This window comes from Lacibacter sp. MH-610 (genome assembly GCF_045780045.1).
GTDB lineage: Bacteria > Bacteroidota > Bacteroidia > Chitinophagales > Chitinophagaceae > Lacibacter.
The window spans coordinates 2,963,891-2,985,646 of the sequence record NZ_CP116002.1; the positions used below are offsets into that span (position 1 = coordinate 2,963,891).

The window sequence follows — 21,756 nt, forward strand, 5'->3', positions numbered from 1 at the left end:
CACCCACCCCTTTCAGTCATCATTAAAGTTATAGTTACAGCCACCCCTCCATGTAGGGGATAAACAGTATCAAACTTTTAGTTTTGTACTTTGCAGCAACACAGATGCAGTATATCAACATTCATACGCACCATCCGCCCCAAGCAAATGAACTTGCCATTCAAAATCTGTACAAAGATTTTGAACAAGTAGAATTGAATGGTTTCTACTCCATCGGTTTGCACCCGTGGTACATTACTGCACATTGGGAAAAAGAATTTGAACAATTGAAGCACTACGCATCACACCCACATGTAAAAGCAATCGGGGAATGCGGACTGGATAAAGTTTGCAGCACTGACTTCACATTACAGCAACAGGTATTTGAGCAGCAGATTCAATTAGCCAATGCAGTTAAGAAGCCGCTCATCCTTCATTGTGTAAAAGCTTATGAAGAAGTATTACAGCAATTAAAACAGGCAACTGTACCGGTTGTATTTCATGGGTTTAATAAAAGTAAGGAGCTGGCTTTGCAAATCATCAATGCCGGACATTACCTCAGCTTTGGAAAAGCATTGCAACAGCCGCACCTACAGGAAGTACTTCAAGCATTGCCCGTAGAAAAAATATTTTTAGAAACAGATGATGCGGATCTAAGTATTGCTTCTATTTATAAACTGGCGGCAAAGGTTTTTTCAATTGATGAACTTTCACTTAGTTTGCAGCTTTATAAAAATTCACAGCATTTTTTTCCTCTGTGAACCCTGTGCCTCTGTGTGAAAAAAAACATTTCAGCACACAGAGCGAAGATGAGCACACAGAGTGATGTACTTAACTCAAATAACGCTTTCAAACGATGAATGATATTTCCTGGCTCGGTCGCACCAGCTTATTGATTGGAGAAGATACGGTTCGTTTTCTTACTACCAAACATGTAATGGTGGTAGGCTTAGGTGGTGTTGGTTCTTATGCAGCAGAATTTATTGCCCGTGCCGGCATTGGCGAAATGACCATTATTGATGGTGATGTGGTAGACCCAACCAACCGTAACCGACAGCTTCCTGCACTGGCTACCAATCATGGGGTGAGCAAAGCATTGATTATGGAGGAACGATTAAGAGCTATTAATCCTGAACTGAAAATGCATGTAATAAAAGAATTTGTAAATCCTGAGATGGTGCTCAATCATTTAACAGCCACGCCTGATTATATCATTGATGCTATTGACAGTATTACACCCAAAATCACCTTTATTAAAACGGCTTATGAAAAGAAGTTACGGCTGGTGAGCAGTATGGGTGCCGGTGCCAAACTGGACCCAACAAAGTTGCAGGTGGTTGATATTTCTAAAACGTATAACTGTCCCTTTGCGCAACAGATACGCAAAAACTTAAAACGTCATGGCATCCGCAGGGGCATCAAAGTAGTGTTTTCACCGGAGGCACCCATTAAAGAAAGCCTGATGTTAACAGATGGAAAGAATTATAAGAAATCAGCTTACGGAACTATTTCCTATCTGCCTGCAGTGTTTGGTGCTACTACGGCGAGCGTTGTGGTAAGGGATTTGATTGAGGAGTATGGGGAGCAAAGTTGAGATAGTTTCGGTTGGTGAGGACACCAACCGATAAAAAAAAAGTTGCAGGTGGTTGATATTTCCAAAACGTATAATTGTCCGTTTGCACAGCAGATACGGAAGAATTTAAAACGTCTTGGCATCCGCAGGGGCATCAAAGTAGTGTTTTCACCGGAGGTACCCATTAAAGAAAGCCTGATGTTAACAGATGGAAAGAATTATAAGAAATCAGCTTACGGAACCATTTCTTATTTGCCGGCTGTGTTTGGTGCTACTACGGCGAGTGTGGTGGTTAGGGATTTGATAGATGAGTTTGGGAAGCAAAGTTGAGATAATTTTGGTTGGTGAGGACACCAACCGATAAAAAATAATTTTAATCTGCTACGCCAAGGTTCGTGAAGACACGAACCACGGCAAGCGCTCTCGTATAAAATACATTCATCCCGCATTTTATGAGATGTCTCCTTCGTCGACATGACGAGCCGCCGATTGCTTGAGGTAATGAAAAATAGTAAACAAAAGGTTCACTTTTAGCAATCACTTATCACAACACGATGCCGTCATTTTGAACGAAGCCATGAGAGTCTTTACTGAAACACGATGTAACGGCGGAGTGAAAAATCTCTGGAGAATTGGAGAGAATGCTTTTAGTGAATGAAAACAAAACATAGCGGTTCGTGAAGACATGAACCATGGTGACAGGTATTTCCACCTATTCTAAATGCCTTTTATACGAATCTTCAATTACAAGCATACCTCCCTTTGCATGGTTAATCTTATCAATTAATTTGCGAATATCCTCAACTTCAAAATCGGTGAGCTGCAATGTAATATTCTCTAATCCTTCCTGAAAATTGAATATGACAGAATTGTCTCTTAAGTTGTACCCAACTGATCTCAGATTTCTTATTCTTCGTTTACCACTACTAAAAATTTTCTTAAGATTAATAAATTCTGAATTAATAGATAAATAATCAGGCTTTCGATTTCTGATATAAATTTTCCTTGACAGTTGAAATAAAACAAAGAAAGCAATAATAATAATAAAATAAGAAGTAGTTCCTTTTACAAAATAAATTTCATTTTCCAAGAGTTGTGCTCCCAAAGCTATAAAAACATAGAACCCAATAATTGTAAAACTATTCTTCAAATTAAGGTCTTTGCGTTGTAAAACAAGCGTTCCTTCTACTGTTTGCTGATACTTAAAAAAAGAAATAGCTGCAGTAACAATAAATAAAAAAAGACAGATCAATGAAAAAGTAAAAAGACCGGGCAAACTACCACCATTGTAAATTATTGTTGCATCGCCATCAAATTCCTCATACGGAATTAGTTTTAGTATGATTACTGATAAAAAGCAAAAACCAAGGTTTATTACGAGTCTCATATTAGCATTTAATTACTAGCGAATTCATAGGTATTTAAAGTTATGAGAAAATTTTAAACTCAATTACTATAGTTTAAACAATTGATTTAAACCACTTCCCATTTTGTAAACTCCCCAATTAATCTCACTTTTACACCGGCAGATCATCGCTCCACAAAGAACAGAACGATGAAGTGAGTGACACAATACCGCTGCCATAGTAATCAAAAGATGATTTCAAAAAATGTCAAAACAAAAAAAACAGCAACCCATTATCCTCATCACCAATGATGATGGTGTAACAGCACCCGGCATCCGCAACCTGGCCGAAGCAGTAAAAGACCTTGGCAAAGTAGTGATGGTGGCACCTGATAAACCCCAAAGCGGTATGGGCCATGCTATTACCATCGGCTATCCATTGCGCATGCACAAACTGCAACTCATTGATGGTGTGGAAACCTGGCAAACCAGCGGCACTCCGGTGGATTGTGTGAAGCTGGCAGTAGACAAAATACTGCACCGTAAACCGGATATTTGTTTGAGTGGTATTAACCACGGAGCCAACCACAGCATAAATGTAATTTACAGCGGCACCATGAGTGCAGCTATTGAAGCGAGCATTGAAAGCATTCCCAGCATTGGTTTTTCTTTATTGAACTACAGTATGGAAGCTGATTTCAGCGCCGCTAAAATCTATGCCCGCAAAATTGTGGAGCAGGTACTGGCTATGAAGAAGGTGGATAAACATCTTTGTCTCAACGTAAATATTCCCAACGTAGGACCCGACCTGATAAAAGGTATAAAAGTATGCCGCCAGGCTTATGCCAAATATGAAGAGGATTTTGATGAACGTTTAGACCCCACCGGTAAAAAATATTACTGGCTTACCGGCGAATTCAAAAATTTTGATAAAGGAACTGATACCGATGTATGGGCCCTCAAAAACAATTATGTTAGTGTGGTGCCTGTACAATTTGATCTCACCAATTACGTTTTAAAGAAACAACTCGAAAAAACGTTCTGACACGCTTATGCTGAAACTTGATAAACTGCCTTTTGGTATAGCACTGGGTGCCCTGGCGCCGGTGCTGGGCATCGTCATTTACTACTTCGCCAAGATTGATACGTCTACTGTAAGCTTTGGAGATTTTATTGAATACTTTTTCAGAACCAAGGCCCTGCTCACCGCTGTGGGCAGTTTGAGCTTAATTGCCAACATCATTCTGTTTACACTTTTCATTAACAGCCGTAAAGACAAAACCGCCATCGGAATTTTTGCGATGACGGTGATGTATGGATTAATGATTTTATACGCTAAGTTTTTTATGTAAGCTTATAACTGCTTGCGCCGGAGTTCATTTCCTTTTTCATCATAGAGGATAAACAACTGTACTTTACCTTCAGCTGTATAATATTTCCAGTCGTTAATGCGGGTTCCGTTTTTATACAATCCCCGCCAGAAAGTTCCATCAGCCAGGTGATGCTCCCACAAACCATTGCGTAATCCCTGGTTGTAATAACCGGAGTCCTGCACCGCACCGTTTTCATAATAGTTCATATACAAACCATGATGCAGGGCATTTTTAAACGGTGGATGATAATGAGCCGGCTGTTGCTGATTTTGAGCTACCAGCAAAGCAAGATCGGCAGGAATGGTTTTTTGATGAATGCGAAACGAATAATTAGCACTTAACACCTGCAACACTTTTTTTCCTTCTTTTTTATAACGCTCCGAAAGAATAAAGCGGCTGATCTTAGTATGGTTCAGATCAATATCAGCCTGTACTTTAAAAAATAAGTCAGCATCATAACTACGAACAGATTTGAGCTGACCGTTAGGATACCATGTTTTCCATGCACCATCGGGCACTCCTTTCACCAGCATACCTTCATCCATCTTTTGTGCCTGCGGGTAAAAGCTTGCCCATGCGCCGTGCAAACGGTGATTTTTTACATTGGCCTGTAACAACATGCTTTGTTCCCGTACTAATTGCAAATCGCCGGAGGCCGGCAACTGAAAGGGATAAGCGCCAAATACTTCATTCGTAAAAACAGTGAATGCAGCAGCAGGCTCAACGGTTGTTGTTAATTCTGTTTTGTTTTGTGCGGCAAGACCAAGAGGCAACAGAAAACCAAAAATCCTTAGTTGCCGGGAGATGAGTTGTAGCATATTCAATCGTACTGCAAAGATAGAAACAATTGCAAGCCGGAAAAGTTATGCTTTTATAAAAAAAAGAGGGCCGCTTAGAAAAGCAGCCCTGACTTAACTATTGATTATGACGATCTTTATTATTTTTTACTAAGAGGTGCTGTGCTGTCAGCAAATTCCAGAACCGCTTTGTTTCTGCTGTTGCGGTTAATTACTTCCACACGCAGATCAGCTTCCTGGCTGGCATCCACGTTCAGCAAAAAGGTTCTGCTGAGGTTGGTACCCTTCAGTACTTCATAATGCAATACTTCTCCCTGTACATCTTTTACAATTACTACCACTTCCTGGGCAGTTGTGTTGTTGATGTTTAACTGGTACAAAGGCTGGTTATTTGCACGGCCTACCAGTTTGAGTTCTGCAGCATTGTTATATGGAGTGGGGGTTGCTGAAGCAAAGTTTACTGCTACCAAAGCCACTAATCCAAGAGCTGCACTTTTAATTGTTCTGTTCATGTTCATTCAAATTTTAATTGTTCACAAATCTTAATTCCTAAAATCGTTCGTGGCAAGTGAACCGTTGCAGTTGGTTATGGCAGCATCGCTGTATTGAAAGAGGCACGGTACGAATGGTGTGCTTTTCTGTTTTGTTACACAAAAGTAGATGCGTGTATTTTCAGAAAAAAATGAAAACAGGGGTTGTTTCATGCCCTGCAATTTGCAAACGAAATTATAAAACCCTTACCGGGCAAAGGTTTCAGGGCAAAGTTGCGATGATGCCCAACGTTTAAAATGAGGCTGAAAATAAACTACTGAACAGGTAGAATTAATGGTATCTCTTTATCAAAAAACACTTCTCACTCATCTCCTATCTTTGCTTTTGACGCATTATTACATGAAGTATTATTTAATTTCAGGCGAAGCCAGCGGCGATTTACACGGAAGTAATCTAATTAAAGCATTACATGCACAGGATGCACATGCAACCATCCGTTGCTGGGGAGGTGATAAAATGGAAGCTGCCGGAGCCACATTGGTAAGACATTACCGTGAACTGGCGTTTATGGGTTTTGTGGAAGTATTGAAAAACATCAGCACCATTTTAAAAAACCTTTCATTTTGCAAAGAAGATATTCTGCAGTTTCAACCGGATGTACTGGTGTTAATTGATTACCCGGGTTTTAACTTACGTATTGCCAGATGGGCGAAAGAAAACAATATTAAAGTCATCTACTATATTTCACCGCAGGTATGGGCCTGGAAGGAGAACCGTGTAAAAATGATGAAGCAGTGTATTGATCAGATGCTGGTGATTCTTCCGTTTGAAAAAGACTATTATCAAAACAAATGGAACTGGAAGGTGGAGTATGTGGGGCACCCTTTAGTGGACGAAATCAATAGCTTCAGGCAAAAAGCCGCAAGCTATGAGCCGGAACACTTGCAGCTTGCAGCTAAAAGCTCAAAGCCAATCATTGCGATTTTGCCGGGCAGCAGAAAACAGGAAATCTTAAAGAAACTTCCGGTGATGCTGGAAGTAAGTAAAGCGTTTCCGGATTATGAGTTTGTAGTAGCCAAAGCTCCCGGACTGGACGATTCTTTTTATCTATCTTTAATCAAAGACTATCACAACGTATCTTCTGTATCAAATCAAACCTATGCTTTATTACAGCAATCAACAGCAGCATTGGTAACCAGTGGTACCGCTACTCTGGAAACTGCTTTATTTGGAGTTCCGGAAGTTGTATGTTATAAGGGTAATGAAATTTCCTACCAGATTGCCAAACGGCTCATCAACATCAAATACATTTCATTGGTGAATCTGATCATGGATAAAGAAGTGGTAAAAGAGTTGATTCAGCATGAAATGAATGCAGAGCAACTGACCACTGAACTGAAAAAAATATTGCCGGGCGCAGCTGCCAGGGAACAGATGCTCAAGGATTATCAACAGTTGAAAGAACTATTATCAGCCGGGGGAAATGCTTCGGCAAAAGCAGCTTCGCTCATCTACAGCTTTGTTTCAAAATAAAATTCAGGAGTCAAAGTATTTTAAATAATTTGATGCCTCATCTTGATACATTGCAGGCATGACCATACTCATCATTCTGCTGGCATTAACAACACTCATCCTGCTCATTGCATGGATGAAGCTGCATCCCTTTCTAGCCTTTCTCATTGTTTCGCTCATTACCGGATACCTGTTAGGTATTCCTATATCACAATTAACGGGCTCTGTGAAAACAGGAATTGGAAGTATGTTGGGCGAACTGGCTGTAATCATTTGCCTCGGTGCCATGCTGGGTAAATTAGTTGCTGAAACAGGTGCGGCCCGAACCATTTCTGATTCACTCATTCAACTGTTTGGTACCAACAAACTACAATGGGCCATGATGCTCACCGGTTTTATTGTGGGCATTCCATTATTTTACAATGTAGGTTTTGTGTTACTGGTGCCATTGGCCTTTGCTGTTATTTATCGTACGGGTGCCAATACCTTGCTGATTGCCATACCCATGCTGGCTGCTCTTTCTGTTACACATGGATTTTTACCACCACATCCCTCTCCCATGGCTTTGAGTGTACAGTTACAGGCGGCTCCGGGCAAAGTGTTACTCTATGGCATCATCATCGCCATTCCGGCTATCATTGTTGCCGGGCCAATTTTCGCCAAAACAATGCAACGTATCAAAACGCCACCACTTCAGTTGTTTCAGCAGCATGAAACAAAACAATCATTACCCGGAATTTTGAGCAGTTATACTTCAGCATTATTGCCTGCTGTATTGCTCATTATCTTTTCAATTATTCCATTCATCAGCACTCCTTCCAAACAGGTACAGGACTTGTTAACTTTTATAGGTGACCCCGTAATCATTCTTTTAATATCCTTATTGTTTGCAACGTATGTTCTTGGTTGGCGAAAAGGTTACGCTTTAAAAACAATCATGAACTGGTATGGTGATGCTGTAAAAGAAGTAGCAGTGATTCTGCTCATCATTGCCGGGGCAGGTGCATTAAAACAGGTATTGGTTGACAGTGGCGTAAATACTACCATTGCACAACAGCTTGGCAGCATCCCTGTTCATCCATTAGTATTGGGGTGGTTGATTGCCGCTGTTATTCGTGTATGCCTTGGCTCAGCAACTGTTGCCGGATTAACAGCAGCCGGTATTGTTGCGTCTTTAGCAGGCAATGGAGCGGTAAATCCTGAACTGATGGTGCTGGCTGTTGGTGCCGGCAGTTTAATGTTCTCTCATGTAAATGATTCCGGTTTCTGGATGTTCAAAGAATATTTTAATCTCTCTGTAAAAGATACCATCCGTTCCTGGAGTGTGATGGAAACCATTGTGGCGGTGATGGGATTGATTGGTGTTTTGATTTTGGATCTGTTTATCTAATTTTCGTTCTTCCATTGTGTATGATAAGCCTTTCCACTTGCATCATCAATCCGTTGATACGTATGTGCTCCAAAATAATCCCTTTGTGCCTGGATCAGATTCATAGCAGACTGTTCCGTACTCATGGCATGGATATAATGCAATGCTTCACACAACGCAGGAACTGCTATACCGCTTTGAAGTGATGCCGTTACCGTTTGAGTTAAGGAATCAAGTTGTTGCTGAATGGATGTTATTATCAACGGATGAAGTAATAGATTATCTGCTGAAACAATACCTGTCAATTGTTCCATGAGTGTTGAACGGATGATACAACCGTTGGTCCATATTCTCGCCAGCTCGCTGCAGTTGATACCCCATTGATACTTTAGAGCAGCCGTTTTGATCAATTCAAAACCCTGTACATGATTGATGATGCGTGCCAATGCATAAGCCTGCTGTAACTGTTCTGTTGAAATTGATACAGAAGCTTGGGATGTACTCAACGCTGCTGCTGCCTGTACTCTTGTTTGCTTTTGTGCAGAAAGATAACGGGCATACAAAGCCGATGTCATCATACCTGCAGGCACTCCCAGTTCCGCTGCTATAGCTACAGCCCAGCTTCCTGTTCCTTTACTGCTGCCGGTATCCAGAATTTTATCCAGCAACCAATCCTCTCCTTCTTTTGTTTGCAGAATGTCAATGGTAATTTCTAACAAATAACTGTTAAGTTCCTTTTCATTCCATTGTTGAAATATTGCTGCAATAGCATCCTGTGAGAGTTGCAATCCATTCCGCATTACAGCATACACTTCGCTCAGCAACTGCATTTCTGCATACTCAATGGCATTGTGCACCATCTTTACAAAATGTCCGCTGCCGCCATTACTGATATAAGCACAACAGGGCTTTCCGCTTTTATCTTTTGCCGCAATAGATTCAAGAATGGGTTGTACCTGACTGTAAGCAGTTGCATCACCTCCCGGCATAATAGATGGACCTTTTAATGCGCCTTCTTCCCCTCCTGAAATACCGGCACCAATAAAATGAAAACCATATTGATTCAACTCCTGTATTCTCCTTTCCGTGTCTTTATAAAAAGAATTACCGCCATCAATGATAATATCACCTTTTGAAAGTAAAGGTTTCAACTCTTCAACCACAGCATCAACAGCCGCACCGGCATTTACCATGAGCAAAATTTTACGGGGCATAGCCAGTGATTGCACAAACGCAGAAAGATCTTCAAAAGCTTTTGCTTCTTTCAATATTGGATTGTGAGTGATAAATTGTTCAGCTACTTTTTCTTCCTGACCTTTTACATAGCGGTTGTACAATGAAAGCTTCACTCCTTTCCCCGCCATATTCAACGCCAGGCTTTTCCCCATTACGCCTAATCCAATTATCCCGAAATCTGATTGCATAACAAAATGTTTTAAGATGGATGCTGCAATACTGTGCGGGTCTTCCTGCACATCAAATACCCATGCATGGAAAGGTTCTTCCAGAATATCAAATTGACTTTGCAGCATGGCTGCTGAAAAATAATGATGCGGCCGTTGCAACATCCGTTCATGAATTAACGCATAGCTGCCTTTTAAATACACCCATTGCACATGGTGCAATCCATCAGCTAATTGTTGCCTGTATGTTTCTTTTAAAGCTGAACAGGCAATCACAGCTCCTCTTGTTTCATTTTCTTTTGCCAATTGATTCAGGCTTTGCAACCAGGCTGCCCTGTCTTCATCCGTTAACGGAATTCCTGCTTTCATTTTTTCAATGTTAGCAGTTGAGTGAAAATCATCCCCATCAAAAAAAGGAATACCTGTTTGTTCACTCAATAATTTCCCAACAGTTGTTTTGCCACTGCCGGAAACACCCATGATAAAGAGGATGGTTTGCATGGGAGGAAGTTAGGAAAGAAAATGAATGTTTTGAAATGACAAGAATAAAAGGCTTATTGATTTTTAAGTTCATCAGGATTTAGAGATTTCTCACTCCGCCGCAACAGTAATATAATTTGAATACTCCTATGGCTCTGTTCGAAATGACGGCGTGGTTACTTGCGAGACTTGGTGAAAAGAAAAAGACTGCAACCATAAATAAATATCTTAAAAAAAGTATTCTCGTCATTTCGACATTGGAAAAATCTCCTAACCTTTAAAATGGTTGACTCATATTTTAATGTTATAAGTTGAATACTATTAATACCAATTCGATATTTAATTTGTTTTAAATAAATAACTTCAATTCTTCCTGATTTTAAGGTATCTGACGCCTAAACGGCGTCCTGATACCACACTCCGAATTTCAAAATAGTTACTGGTGTCAGGACGTTGAAAACGTCAGACACCTTAGAAACTAAATTAAGCATAGTTTAAAAGTCTGAATAGCATTACATCTCGCTCCGGCAACAAAAAAAGTGAAGGCACCGCCCTCACTTTCTAATTTTTCATTTTCAATTTCTCACTTTCATTTCATATCATCTCACTCTCCAGCAACGGATTTTTGATAGACTGTTGCTTTTCTGAATAGTCTTTGGCTGCTTTAATAAAATGTACAAACAATGGTGCCGGTTTTTCTACCGTACTCTTCAACTCCGGATGATATTGCACACCGATAAAGAATGGATGTTTTGGATTCTCAATGATTTCTACCAAACCTGTTTCAGGATTGGTGCCACTGGCTACCATGCCTGCTTCTTCAAATGCCTGCAGGTATTTATTGTTAAACTCATAACGATGACGGTGACGTTCGTTAATATGCTGACTGCTGTAGATCTTCTCTGCCAATGTACCGGCTTTTATATCGCAGGGATAAGAACCCAAACGCATGGTACCACCTTTGGCCGTAATCTTCTTCTGCTCTTCCATGAGATCAATTACCGCATCCTGTGTTTCAGGATTCATTTCAAAAGAATGTGCTTCTTTCAGTCCTAACACATTGCGTGCAAACTCCACACAGGCCATTTGCATACCCAAACAAATACCAAAGAAAGGCAATGCGTTTTCACGTGCATACTTAATAGCGGTAATCTTTCCTTCAATACCACGGTTACCAAAACCGGGCGCCACCAGCAAACCATCCAGACCGGCGAGTTTTTCACTTACATTCTGTTCAGTAATGAATTCACTGTGTACATTCACCACATTTACCTTACACTCATTCATAGCACCTGCATGAATGAAAGATTCAAGGATGGATTTGTACGCATCCTGCAGTTCAATGTATTTTCCGATCAAGCCAATATTAACCTGGCTCTTGGGATATTTCAGTTTGTCGAGGAATCGTTTCCAGTTATCTAAATCCGGCTCAGGAAAAATGGTAACACTTAGTTTTTTCAAACAGATCACATCCAGTTTCTCTTTCAACATCAACAAAGGCACTTCATAAATAGTAGCCGCATCACTGGCTTCAATCACCGCTTCCTGTTTTACATTACAGAACAAAGCGATTTTACGGCGCAGCTCTGTACTCAATGGTTTTTCAGTACGGCAAACAATAATATCAGGATGTACCCCTTCCTGGCTCAGCATACGCACACTGTGCTGGGTGGGCTTTGTTTTTAATTCTTTCGCTGCTTTCAAATAAGGAATGAGTGTAAGATGTACCACCAGGCAATCTTCTTCCGGCAATTCCCATTGAATTTGTCGAACAGCTTCTACAAACGGTAAGGATTCAATATCACCCACCGTTCCGCCGATTTCTGTAATCACAATATCAAACCTGCCATCTTTACCCAACAGCAACATACGGCGTTTGATCTCATCCGTAATATGCGGTACTACCTGCACCGTTTTACCGAGATAAGCACCTTCACGCTCTTTATTGATAACAGTTTGATAAACCCTGCCGGTTGTAACGTTGTTAGACTGTGATGTAGGAATGTTTAAGAAACGCTCATAATGACCAAGGTCGAGGTCTGTTTCAGCACCATCATCCGTTACAAAACATTCACCATGCTCGTAAGGATTCAAAGTGCCGGGATCAACGTTAATATAGGGGTCGAATTTCTGGATTGTTACCTTAAACCCACGGGCCTGTAACAACTTCGCCAGCGAAGCTGCTATAATACCCTTACCCAATGAAGATGTTACGCCACCGGTAACAAAAATGTACTTGGCCATAAAAAAAGAATTTCGGTTTTGCTGACCTTCCCGCAATGTAAAAAGTGGAAATAAAATCGTGGAGGTCATGCAAACCTACGGTGATTTTTTTATTGAAAAAAATCAAACCTTTTATTGTGGAAAAACAGGGTAAGAAAACAGCTATCTTTTTTTGGAATATTGAAAGTTATACGAAGTGATGAGGAAGGCACTGAACTGCCGATACGTTAATCGGGTGTCTTTTCTGAAAATCGGGTAAGGGGATGATTGATAATTAGCTTCTGCACGCAGTAAAAAGCCTTTTCCCAGCAAACGATCAATGTTGATGGAGGTGTGATGCACATTAAACTGGTGATAAATCTGCTCCGGCAGTTCAAACAGAATGGTGTTGCGATCAATAAACCGCTCATAACGGGCATTGAATTGCCACTTGCTGCCGGAAGGTTTGTATTGAACCTGTGCATTCCAGGCATTCCAGGTGGCGTTTTTTCTGAATGCATTTGGTTTGTATTCAATTCCTATATCCCAACAAATGAACATGGCAAGATTCTTGTGCAACTGGATTGTAGTGTGCAGATTGGAGTAATAACGGTTTACAGATGCAAAGGAATAAGGTGCTTTGCCTGCAAAAGAACTATGGTTGATGCTGAATTTTGAGGATGGCTTAAAGGTGATCTGTGTTCCAAAGGAAGGGTGCTTCTTTTCCTGTGCAAATGTTATTCGCTGCCAGCCTGTAAGTGCCAGTGCAGCCATATACCATTTGGCATTGGGTTGAAAACTGAAACGCAGACCAGTTTCATAATAAGGTGAATTATCTGCCACAATACTTCTTGTTGCCGCCCAGTTATCTCTTCCGATAGCTGATTCAAAACCGATATGGGATGGCATCAAACCGGCATCCAGCCACAATTCTTTTTTATTAGAAAGTTTTATTCCCACATTGGCTTCAAAAACCGCTCTTGCCCAAGGCTCTTCTGCTGCAAGATTGGCCGTTGCATAATCACCCGCCATTAATCCAAAATTGGTTCTGAAACGTTGCGTGGAAAAATGCACTCTGGCTAAAGACATGTTTACACCCGCATTGTTTGCTTTTGTATAGTTGTATTGAAATGCCGGGCGGAGTTTATTAAAAGGTTGATTGGGAACAGAGGATGCATACACTTCAGTAAAGAGTTGAACAGCAAAAGAATCTTTGTGTTGAGCAATTAGCCTGTTTTCAATAGACAGGAAAAGAATCATTAAAAAATATTTCATTCCTTTCATTCCGGTTCTAAATTAGGCAAAGAATAAATAAATTGCTTGTATGAAATACACATTACTGCTTTTAGTTTCCCTGCTACCTTCTTTTCTATGTGCCCAATCAGGGAGCGGCCACAACGAACTTTTCAGCGATATTAGTCCCGTAATGATCAACTTTAAAAATGAAACACCTAAAGAAAAAAGTCTGCTGCCTTATCATTCAATCAAAATACTTGATTATCGTACAGACACGTCTGTTGCAGGTATTACTCATTTTGAAACCTTTAACGGAAACGGAAATTATAATACAAAATATTACAGGTTTAAAACAAGTACTGTTTCCGAAACAGAAAAATACATTCATAGTTTTTCTGAATTTCAAGACACTGCCTCACACCAACTCATTATGATTATCCGCAGACTCTGGATAAGCTCCGAATTTGAAAACAAGTGGATCAATGACAATGACAGGAGAATGCAAACAGCCTATACCGGCGGCGTACGTACTACTTTTGAATTTTATGCTTTGAAACAAGGCTATTTTACACCCTTACAGAGATACGACACTATTATCATTGACAACAAAATGAAAGAATCTGAAGTTGAAACTTACCTGCAACAAAGTATTAAAGCAGGTATTGCTTCAGTAGCAAGCATTGATTTGAATGAAAAGATTACAAAAGGCAAAAAATTAACTTTTGATAAGGTTGATTCTTTTTCAAGCAGCTTTAAAAACATCAGAATCCTGAGTGATGAAAAACCTGTTAAAGGAGTTTATCAGTCGTACGATGAATTTAAAAATAACAAACCCGGTATCAAAGACTTTGAAATTAAGAAAATGTCTCTTGCTGATGTGCTGTACGTAAAAGATGCAGCAGGCCTCGAAATTCCGCTACGAAAAATCTGGGGGTTCAGCGATGGAGAGCGTATCTATATTCAGGGTGCGAATGCTTTTTTTGAACTGATCAGGTACAACGATATTTTCTATTGTAAAGGAGCAAAAAAAATTGACATGACTTATAGAATACCAAGGCCTTTCAGAGGCACCGGTATCAACACAGGATCTGATTTACCCGGATTTGTAGGTGGCGCCATCGGTCAATCACTAAGAAACTCATCAAAATATAAACTCCTCGTAAAACTATTGCAACTGGATCTTGAAACAGGTATTCTTTATTAAATACTTTCATAACTCGCTTTTATACCACGTATCAATGAAGAACTGAAACCACGGTGTTCCATTTCATTCAATCCTGCAATGGTACAACCACGTGGTGTAGTTACTTTGTCAATCTCAGCTTCAGGATGTGTACCTTTCTGAATCAATAATTCAGCAGCGCCGTTTACCGTTTGTGCAGCAATGAGTGTGGCTGTTTTTGCATCAAAACCAATTTCAATACCACCCTGAATGCTGGCTCGTATATAACGCAGTGCAAAAGCAATACCGCAGGCACCTAAAACAGTAGAAGCATCCATCAGTTTTTCTTCAATCAACGCTACACGGCCGAGTTGTGAAAACAGGTCATGCACATAATCCAGTTGTTCCTGAGGGGTGTTGTGTGAGCTCAGGCAGGTCATGCTTTCCTGTATGGCAATGGCCGTATTAGGCATAGCACGCACTACCGGAATATCATTGCCCACCCATTCACGCATATCTTTTATGAGTACACCGGTAACAACACTCACCAATGTATGTCGTGTACTTTGCAATTCATCTTTGAAACCAAGCACTACTTCTTTTATTTGAAACGGCTTTACAGCCAATATCACAAGGTCAGCATAACGAACGGCTTCATTGTTATCGCTGGTAACGAGTACACCTTTACTTTCAATATCCGTAAGGGTTTTGATGTTCCGCTTGGTAATGATGATATGTTCAGGAAGAGAGAAACCGCTCTTGATCAATCCTTCTGCAATGGCTACTCCTAAATTACCGCCGCCGATGATGGCTATTTTCTTATTCATGTGATGTGCTTTGTAACAAAGGTAACTCAAAGCACTGCTGCCATCAAGTTCTATTTGAGAAAGAAAGGTTTGAGTAAACGGGCTATTTTTTGATTACCTGCCGGGTTGAGATGCTGATCTTCCTGATAAAACAACTCGGGACTCATATCATTAAACAAATCAACAGTTGAAACAGATGCCGCTTTGCACCATTGTAAAAGTTCTGTTGTAAGCCTGCGGTTCACCGTAAGCTCTTGGTTAGTATATGAATAAGCTTTTTGAATTTTTTGCTGATAGCCGGTATCAACATCAAATGCTGAAGGAATAAATACAATTTTGAGTGCTATTTCATTCTTGCGGCAAAGCGCATCAATCATCTTCAGGTTTTCTTTTGCAATTGCCACTGCCTGCTGCTCCTGCAGGGGATAAAAGGAGAAGTATAAAACCTGTGCTAAAGACTGGCTGTTGTACATCAATGGATATTGATACCTCCACCCCAGCCTTGCTCTGAACTGCCGGAGCGATTGCAGCGGATTGTACCAATGATAATCATAGAACAGGTTCTCAACAAAATCATTACCTGTGTAAACCATAATCACAAACTCATCAGGCTTCAAATACAGGTTACGTTGCAAAACGCCTTTGTAATTTTCAAAACTGTAGAAACCGGATCCTGCATTAAGTATTTCAACAGATTGTTTTGTTTGATTCAATGTATCCTGTAAAAGGGTGCAGAAGTTTTCTTCTGTCCATACAACACCATCTGTATGGGAATCGCCTGTGAAAAGGATACGGCGGGTACCCGTCTTTACATCAGCAGTAATTCCAGCGCTGATAAAACCTTTGTTGTTGTATTGCTTGCGGATGCGGCCCGATGGGTGTTCCGCAAAAAGTTCATCTTTTTGAAGATTCGGGGTATGCACGGCAACTGCCAGGGTATCTTTCTGAAAATAAGGACCACTGAACGTATGATCAAGCCTGTTTTTTTCAAACAGATGAACAAGTAATACGGTAATGAAAGAAGTTATAAATACAAGAAACAAAAAATACCGTATGATGCGGAGCCGTTTTCGCATACAGGAAGTTATCAATAATACCTGTTGCGTGAAAGATAATTGGCAACATAATCTGTAACGCCTTCTTCCAAACTGTAAGATGGTTCGTTATAACCGGCGTTCCTGAGTTTAGCCATATCAGCTTCCGTAAAATATTGATACTTGTCACGGATATCTTCAGGCATATCAATGAATTCAATCTTTGTTTCTAAACCCAGTGCTGTAAAAGTGGCTTTCACCAGGTCATAAAAAGTTCTGGCCTTGCCGGTTCCCAGGTTGTAAATGGCAGATGCCGGTTGATGCTGCATCATCCAACCAATCACTTTCACCACATCTTTCACATATACAAAATCACGAAGCTGTTCTCCGTCTTTAAACCCTTCTTTATGGGAACGGAACAGTTTTACAAAACCGTTTTGTTGAATTTGATTGAAAGAATGAAAAATAACACTGGCCATGCGGGCTTTGTGATACTCATTGGGACCATACACATTGAAGAATTTCAAACCTGCCCAAAACGGCGGATGATCTTCCTGGTGCAACACCCATTTATCAAACTCGTTTTTAGAAATGCCGTAAGGATTCAGAGGTTTTAAATCGTAACAAAGCGTATGCTCATCTTTATAACCCATTGCTCCATCCCCATAAGTCGCCGCAGAGGAGGCGTAAATAAGCGGCACATTATTAACTGTGCAATAGTTCCAGATATGCTGGGAATATTCCACATTGAGATGCTGATGAATACTGTAGTTGAATTCTGTTGTATCTGTTCTTGCTCCCAGGTGAATTACAAAATCAATCTTTGGCTTAGTGGAATACAACCATGTAAATAATTCTTCCCTTTCAATGGTGAATTGAAATTTCTTTCCGTCAAGGTTGGGCTTTTTATCAGCACGGCTGAACTCATCCACTAAAATCAAATTGGTATAGCCCAACTCGTTCAGGTATTGCACCATGCAACTGCCAATGAACCCAGCAGCACCTGTAACAATGATAGCGCCTCCCTCTTCCCCAGAAGGGGTAACCTGTAAGCCTCTATTATTTTCATTTGAACTCATACCTAATAATTACTATTTGAACCAAAAGAAAACTACTATAAATAAAAAAAGACAACCTAAACCAATTAAAGGGCTATTATCATTACGAAATGATTCTTGAAAGTTATCTTTAGAGAATATAAATCGAACACAGGCTCCTACATATCGAAGTACTCCTTCCCAAACTATCTGAATTAAAAATTCCAAAATAAACTCAAGAATAACCATCTACAGTTATTTATAATTACAACCTATAGTTGGAAACTTACTATAATGCCGTTAAAGCATGCTCACTTTCATGACCTGCCAGTAAATTTTCAATGGCTGCATCATATTTTTCTTTCCAGGTTAAACTCAAACCCCAATCAGCACCATCTACCACTACTGAACCATTGGTAACAAAACCCAATTCAGCATGAGGAAAGTCTTTTAATTCATTACGCAACAACGCCACTTTCTCCGGCTTCACACTCACCACTACCCTGCTTTGACCTTCGCCAAACCAATAAGCGTCTTTGCGGATACCTGCATCAGCAGCCGTAACATCAAAACCAAGATTGCGGTTAAACGATGCTTCCAGCAAGGTCGTAAACAAACCACCTTCACTCACATCATGTGCACTCGCAATGATTTTTTTGCTGATGAGTGCTGCTATCTTCTGTTGTAATGCAAATTCTTCTTCCAGTTCAAAATGAGGAACAGGGCTGAACTCTACACCATGAATTTTGTGCAGGTATTCGCTGCTGGCAATATCGTTGGTAGACTTTCCGATTAAAAAGATCACATCACCTTCGGCTTTAAAATCAAGCGTCATACGATCGTTGATGTTTTCCAGTAAGCCGACCATACCGATGGTTGGTGTAGGATACACAGGGCCATCAGGACTTTGATTATAAAAACTCACATTACCACCCGTAACAGGTGTATTGAATTTTCGGCAGGCATCGCCCATGCCTTTGATCGCATGTACAAACTGGTAATACACCTGCGGATCATAAGGATTACCAAAGTTCAAACAGTTGGTAACGCCTAAAGGCTCACCACCACTGCACACAATATTTCTTGCCGCCTCACTCACCGCAATCATAGCACCTTTGTAAGGATCAGCAAATACATAGCGGCTGTTACAATCAGTAGTTACAGCTAATCCTTTTTTGGTTCCTTTTACATGCACCACCTGTGCATCAGTAGGATTGTTGGTAGATGTATTACCGGTTCCCACCATACTGTCGTATTGATGATAGACTACTTTTTTGCTGGCGATGTTCGGGATTTGAATCAATTGCTCTGCTACTGCTTTTAAATCTGTTGGTACCGCAATGGCATCCGCATTGAACTGTTTGATTTGTTCAAAGTATTTCGGTTCACTATATTCTCTTGTGTATTGAGGAGCACCGCCACCGAGCACTAATTCATACGCCGGAATTTCTGCTTCCAGTTCACCATGCATGTAAAACTTAAGCAAACCATCATCTGTTACTTCACCAATTTCACTACAAGGCAAATCCCATTTTTCAAACACATCCAGTACCAATTGTTCTTTTCCTTTCTCCACCACCATAAGCATCCGTTCCTGGCTTTCGCTGAGTAATAATTCCCATGTCTTCATGTTCTGCTGACGTGTAGGTACTTTATCCAGATCAATGCGCATTCCTACGGCGCCTTTGGCACTCATTTCCGCAGTAGAACAAATGATACCTGCCGCACCCATATCCTGCATACCCACAACAGCACCTGTTTGTATTACTTCCAGGCAAGCTTCTAACAATTTCTTTTCCTGGAACGGATCACCCACCTGAACGGCAGGTAATTCTTCCGCACTTTCAGCTGTAATATCAGCACTGGCAAAACTGGCGCCGCCAATTCCATCTTTACCGGTAGCACTTCCTACAAAGAAAACAGGATTACCTAACCCCGCTGCAGTAGCACTCACAGTTTCACCTGCTTTAACAATACCCACACTCATTGCATTTACCAATGGATTGGTATGATAGCATTCTTCGAAATAAATTTCACCGCCAACAGTAGGCACACCAAAACAGTTGCCATAATGACCAATACCATGCACCACACCACCCAGGAGATGTTGTGTTTTGGCTTCTTTCAGATTACCGAAGCGTAAGGAGTTGAGTGCAGCAATGGGGCGTGCACCCATCGTAAAAATATCCCGGTGAATACCACCCACACCTGTTGCAGCTCCCTGGAACGGTTCAATAGCACTGGGGTGATTGTGACTTTCAATTTTAAATACCACTCCCAGGTTATCACCAATATCCATCAACCCCGCATTTTCTTCACCTGCAGCTACGAGCATTCGTCCGCCATCACGTGGCAATGTCTTTAACCACTTGATGGAGTTTTTATAACTGCAATGTTCACTCCACATACCGCTGAAGGCACAGAGTTCATTAAAGTTGGGCGTGCGTCCTAATTTCTGTTTAATAAGTTCAAATTCATCTTCGGTTAAGCGAAGTTGTTGGGCTGTTTTAACTGTTACTTCCATAATGTGTGAGAAAGCGCAAAAGTACGATTGCTGCAGGAATGGTTTGATGCTGTGGAAAGAATTATTTTATTTTGACAAATCCAACATGACTTATTTCCTGTTTGTCATATATCTCGTTTTGTTCTGCTGGCTTATCACCCGCACCGGGTTTATTCAAAAAACCGGGTTGCCGGTTTGGGCTATCCTTAGTTTATTTCTATTGAAAGTAACTGCCGGTATTGCTTACGGTTGGTATTACCAGCATATTCCGAATTATCATTTAGCTTCTGATTCCTGGAGTTTTTTCTTTCAGGGTGATGATGCAAAAAAACTGCTGCTGGAAGATCCTGCCCGTTATTTCGGAAGCATTTTTGACAACCCTGAGCATAAACTTTACCGCCATTTATTTTCTTCAGTAAATTCTTATTGGAAAGACCTGAAGCACAACTATATGGTGCGGCTGGTTTCTATTTTTAACCTGCTCAGCGGCTCCCGTTATTATGTGAATGTTATTTTTTATTCCTTCCTCACATTTTTCGGGCCCATTGCTTTTCTACGCATCATGAATGATGTGTTCCCGGGTAAGTTGAAATTATTAACTATCGGTACTTTTCTTATTCCTTCTTTTTTATTCTGGACATCCGGTATTCATAAAGACGGACTTGTATTTACATTGCTGGCATTGGCTGCTTATCTTTTTCATTTCGGTTTGAAAGAAAAGAAGCTGGGATGGAAACGATTGTTGCTGATAGGTATGCTGGTCCTGTTCATTTTCCCGGTTAGGAATCATGTTGTGCTTGCTGCGGTTCCGGGTTTTGCTGCATGGTGGCTGGCCGAACGTTTTTTCAAACAAAAATGGATAGCGTTCGGGCTGGTAACGGTTATTGGCATTACACTTTTCTTTACATCAAAATATATCCATCCAAAAGTGGACCTGCCGATTTCCATTGTACTGCGGCAAAAAGATTTTCAAAAGCTGGGGGGTAATTCCATCTTACCGCAACGGGAACTGAAAGCCACTTTTCCCAGCTTTGCAAAAAATGCCCCGCAAGCCCTCAATCATACCCTGGCAAGACCCTATATTACTGAGATTGATTCACCACTTTATCTTGTTTGTGCTATTGAATTATTTATACTCTGGCTCATCATTTTTGTTTGGTTCTTCCGCTTTACTGAAAATCCTTACCGACACTCAGTCATTTTATTCTTCCTGCTCATCTCACTTTCGCTGCTGCTGCTCACCGGTTATATCGTTCCCCAATTAGGGGCAATTGTAAGATACCGCAGCATTTTCCTACCACTGCTCATTGTTCCCATACTTGCAACAAGCAAATGGTCAAATTATACATTAAAATAATTTTTATGTTTTTTGTTCCCCCGGTTAACTGGTGCGATTCAATGGTTTAACGGGCCGATTTCAACAAAAACAACTGTTTGTGTTGATAAAAAACAG

19 protein-coding genes are annotated in these 21,756 nt (G+C 40.6%); 9 read left to right on the forward strand and 10 right to left on the reverse strand.

Translation table 11 applies throughout. From position 1 onward, the window contains the following. Window positions 1-83: 83 nt before the first annotated feature. The 3 genes from PDL71_RS13675 to PDL71_RS13685 all read left to right on the forward strand — a co-directional run bounded on the left by PDL71_RS13675 (window position 84) and on the right by PDL71_RS13685 (window position 1,882). Complete coding sequence (locus PDL71_RS13675) at window positions 84-740, forward strand: TatD family hydrolase (RefSeq protein WP_407521995.1); 657 nt, start codon at window positions 84-86, stop codon at window positions 738-740. A 95-nt stretch (window positions 741-835) separates the two neighbouring features. Beyond that, window positions 836-1,573 (forward strand): ThiF family adenylyltransferase, encoded by a 738-nt coding sequence (locus PDL71_RS13680; protein ID WP_407521997.1) that lies wholly within the window; start codon window positions 836-838, stop codon window positions 1,571-1,573. 48 nt (window positions 1,574-1,621) lie between these two features. Then, window positions 1,622-1,882 (forward strand): hypothetical protein, encoded by a 261-nt coding sequence (locus PDL71_RS13685; protein ID WP_407521999.1) that lies wholly within the window; start codon window positions 1,622-1,624, stop codon window positions 1,880-1,882. Between the two features lie 382 nt (window positions 1,883-2,264). Here PDL71_RS13685 and PDL71_RS13690 read toward each other — a convergent pair whose 3' ends face one another. Then, window positions 2,265-2,939, reverse strand: coding sequence for a hypothetical protein (locus PDL71_RS13690; protein WP_407522001.1), 675 nt, complete (start codon window positions 2,937-2,939; stop codon window positions 2,265-2,267). A 223-nt stretch (window positions 2,940-3,162) separates the two neighbouring features. Between PDL71_RS13690 and surE the strand changes: the two genes are divergently transcribed. Together surE and PDL71_RS13700 are read left to right on the forward strand one after the other, a co-directional pair. Then, the gene (surE, locus tag PDL71_RS13695; protein WP_407522003.1) at window positions 3,163-3,942 is read left to right on the forward strand and encodes a 5'/3'-nucleotidase SurE; all 780 of its coding nucleotides are present in this window, start codon (window positions 3,163-3,165) and stop codon (window positions 3,940-3,942) included. Between the two features lie 7 nt (window positions 3,943-3,949). Beyond that, window positions 3,950-4,249 (forward strand): hypothetical protein, encoded by a 300-nt coding sequence (locus PDL71_RS13700; RefSeq protein WP_407522005.1) that lies wholly within the window; start codon window positions 3,950-3,952, stop codon window positions 4,247-4,249. 2 nt (window positions 4,250-4,251) lie between these two features. On the opposite strand, the gene PDL71_RS13705 is transcribed toward PDL71_RS13700, so the two are convergent. Together PDL71_RS13705 and PDL71_RS13710 are read right to left on the reverse strand one after the other, a co-directional pair. Beyond that, complete coding sequence (locus tag PDL71_RS13705) at window positions 4,252-5,088, reverse strand: toxin-antitoxin system YwqK family antitoxin (RefSeq protein ID WP_407522007.1); 837 nt, start codon at window positions 5,086-5,088, stop codon at window positions 4,252-4,254. A 119-nt stretch (window positions 5,089-5,207) separates the two neighbouring features. Then, the gene (locus PDL71_RS13710; RefSeq protein WP_407522009.1) at window positions 5,208-5,579 is read right to left on the reverse strand and encodes a hypothetical protein; all 372 of its coding nucleotides are present in this window, start codon (window positions 5,577-5,579) and stop codon (window positions 5,208-5,210) included. 379 nt (window positions 5,580-5,958) lie between these two features. Between PDL71_RS13710 and lpxB the strand changes: the two genes are divergently transcribed. Together lpxB and PDL71_RS13720 are read left to right on the forward strand one after the other, a co-directional pair. Beyond that, complete coding sequence (gene lpxB / locus PDL71_RS13715) at window positions 5,959-7,092, forward strand: lipid-A-disaccharide synthase (RefSeq protein ID WP_407522011.1); 1,134 nt, start codon at window positions 5,959-5,961, stop codon at window positions 7,090-7,092. Between the two features lie 58 nt (window positions 7,093-7,150). Then, the gene (locus PDL71_RS13720) at window positions 7,151-8,461 is read left to right on the forward strand and encodes a gluconate:H+ symporter (protein ID WP_407522013.1); all 1,311 of its coding nucleotides are present in this window, start codon (window positions 7,151-7,153) and stop codon (window positions 8,459-8,461) included. Here the strand turns inward: PDL71_RS13720 and gndA are convergent. The 3 genes from gndA to PDL71_RS13735 all read right to left on the reverse strand — a co-directional run bounded on the left by gndA (window position 8,458) and on the right by PDL71_RS13735 (window position 13,785). Further along, window positions 8,458-10,344, reverse strand: a complete 1,887-nt coding sequence (gene gndA, locus PDL71_RS13725) for an NADP-dependent phosphogluconate dehydrogenase (RefSeq protein WP_407522014.1) — start codon at window positions 10,342-10,344, stop codon at window positions 8,458-8,460. The two genes, PDL71_RS13720 and gndA, sit on opposite strands and share 4 nt — an antisense overlap. A 573-nt stretch (window positions 10,345-10,917) precedes the next feature. Next, on the reverse strand, window positions 10,918-12,567 hold the full coding sequence (locus PDL71_RS13730; protein ID WP_407522016.1) for a CTP synthase: 1,650 nt from the start codon (window positions 12,565-12,567) through the stop codon (window positions 10,918-10,920). 141 nt (window positions 12,568-12,708) lie between these two features. Next, window positions 12,709-13,785, reverse strand: coding sequence for an outer membrane beta-barrel protein (locus PDL71_RS13735; protein ID WP_407522018.1), 1,077 nt, complete (start codon window positions 13,783-13,785; stop codon window positions 12,709-12,711). Window positions 13,786-13,849: 64 nt separating this feature from the next. On the opposite strand from PDL71_RS13735, the gene PDL71_RS13740 reads away from it, so the two are divergent. After that, on the forward strand, window positions 13,850-14,965 hold the full coding sequence (locus PDL71_RS13740; RefSeq protein WP_407522020.1) for a hypothetical protein: 1,116 nt from the start codon (window positions 13,850-13,852) through the stop codon (window positions 14,963-14,965). On the opposite strand, the gene proC is transcribed toward PDL71_RS13740, so the two are convergent. From proC to purL, 4 genes are all read right to left on the reverse strand, one after another. Continuing rightward, window positions 14,962-15,750, reverse strand: coding sequence for a pyrroline-5-carboxylate reductase (proC, locus tag PDL71_RS13745; RefSeq protein WP_407522022.1), 789 nt, complete (start codon window positions 15,748-15,750; stop codon window positions 14,962-14,964). The genes PDL71_RS13740 and proC overlap by 4 nt on opposite strands. A 50-nt stretch (window positions 15,751-15,800) precedes the next feature. After that, window positions 15,801-16,805 carry an SGNH/GDSL hydrolase family protein gene (locus tag PDL71_RS13750; protein WP_407522024.1) on the reverse strand — a complete coding sequence of 335 codons (1,005 nt, stop codon included), beginning with the start codon at window positions 16,803-16,805 and terminating at the stop codon, window positions 15,801-15,803. 11 nt (window positions 16,806-16,816) lie between these two features. Next, window positions 16,817-17,842 (reverse strand): ADP-glyceromanno-heptose 6-epimerase, encoded by a 1,026-nt coding sequence (rfaD, locus tag PDL71_RS13755; RefSeq protein WP_407522026.1) that lies wholly within the window; start codon window positions 17,840-17,842, stop codon window positions 16,817-16,819. Window positions 17,843-18,089: 247 nt separating this feature from the next. Further along, entirely contained in the window at window positions 18,090-20,324 is a 2,235-nt protein-coding gene (purL, locus tag PDL71_RS13760) for a phosphoribosylformylglycinamidine synthase subunit PurL (RefSeq protein WP_407522028.1), read from the reverse strand. 85 nt (window positions 20,325-20,409) lie between these two features. On the opposite strand from purL, the gene PDL71_RS13765 reads away from it, so the two are divergent. Further along, window positions 20,410-21,660, forward strand: a complete 1,251-nt coding sequence (locus PDL71_RS13765; protein ID WP_407522030.1) for a hypothetical protein — start codon at window positions 20,410-20,412, stop codon at window positions 21,658-21,660. Window positions 21,661-21,756: the final 96 nt, after the last annotated feature.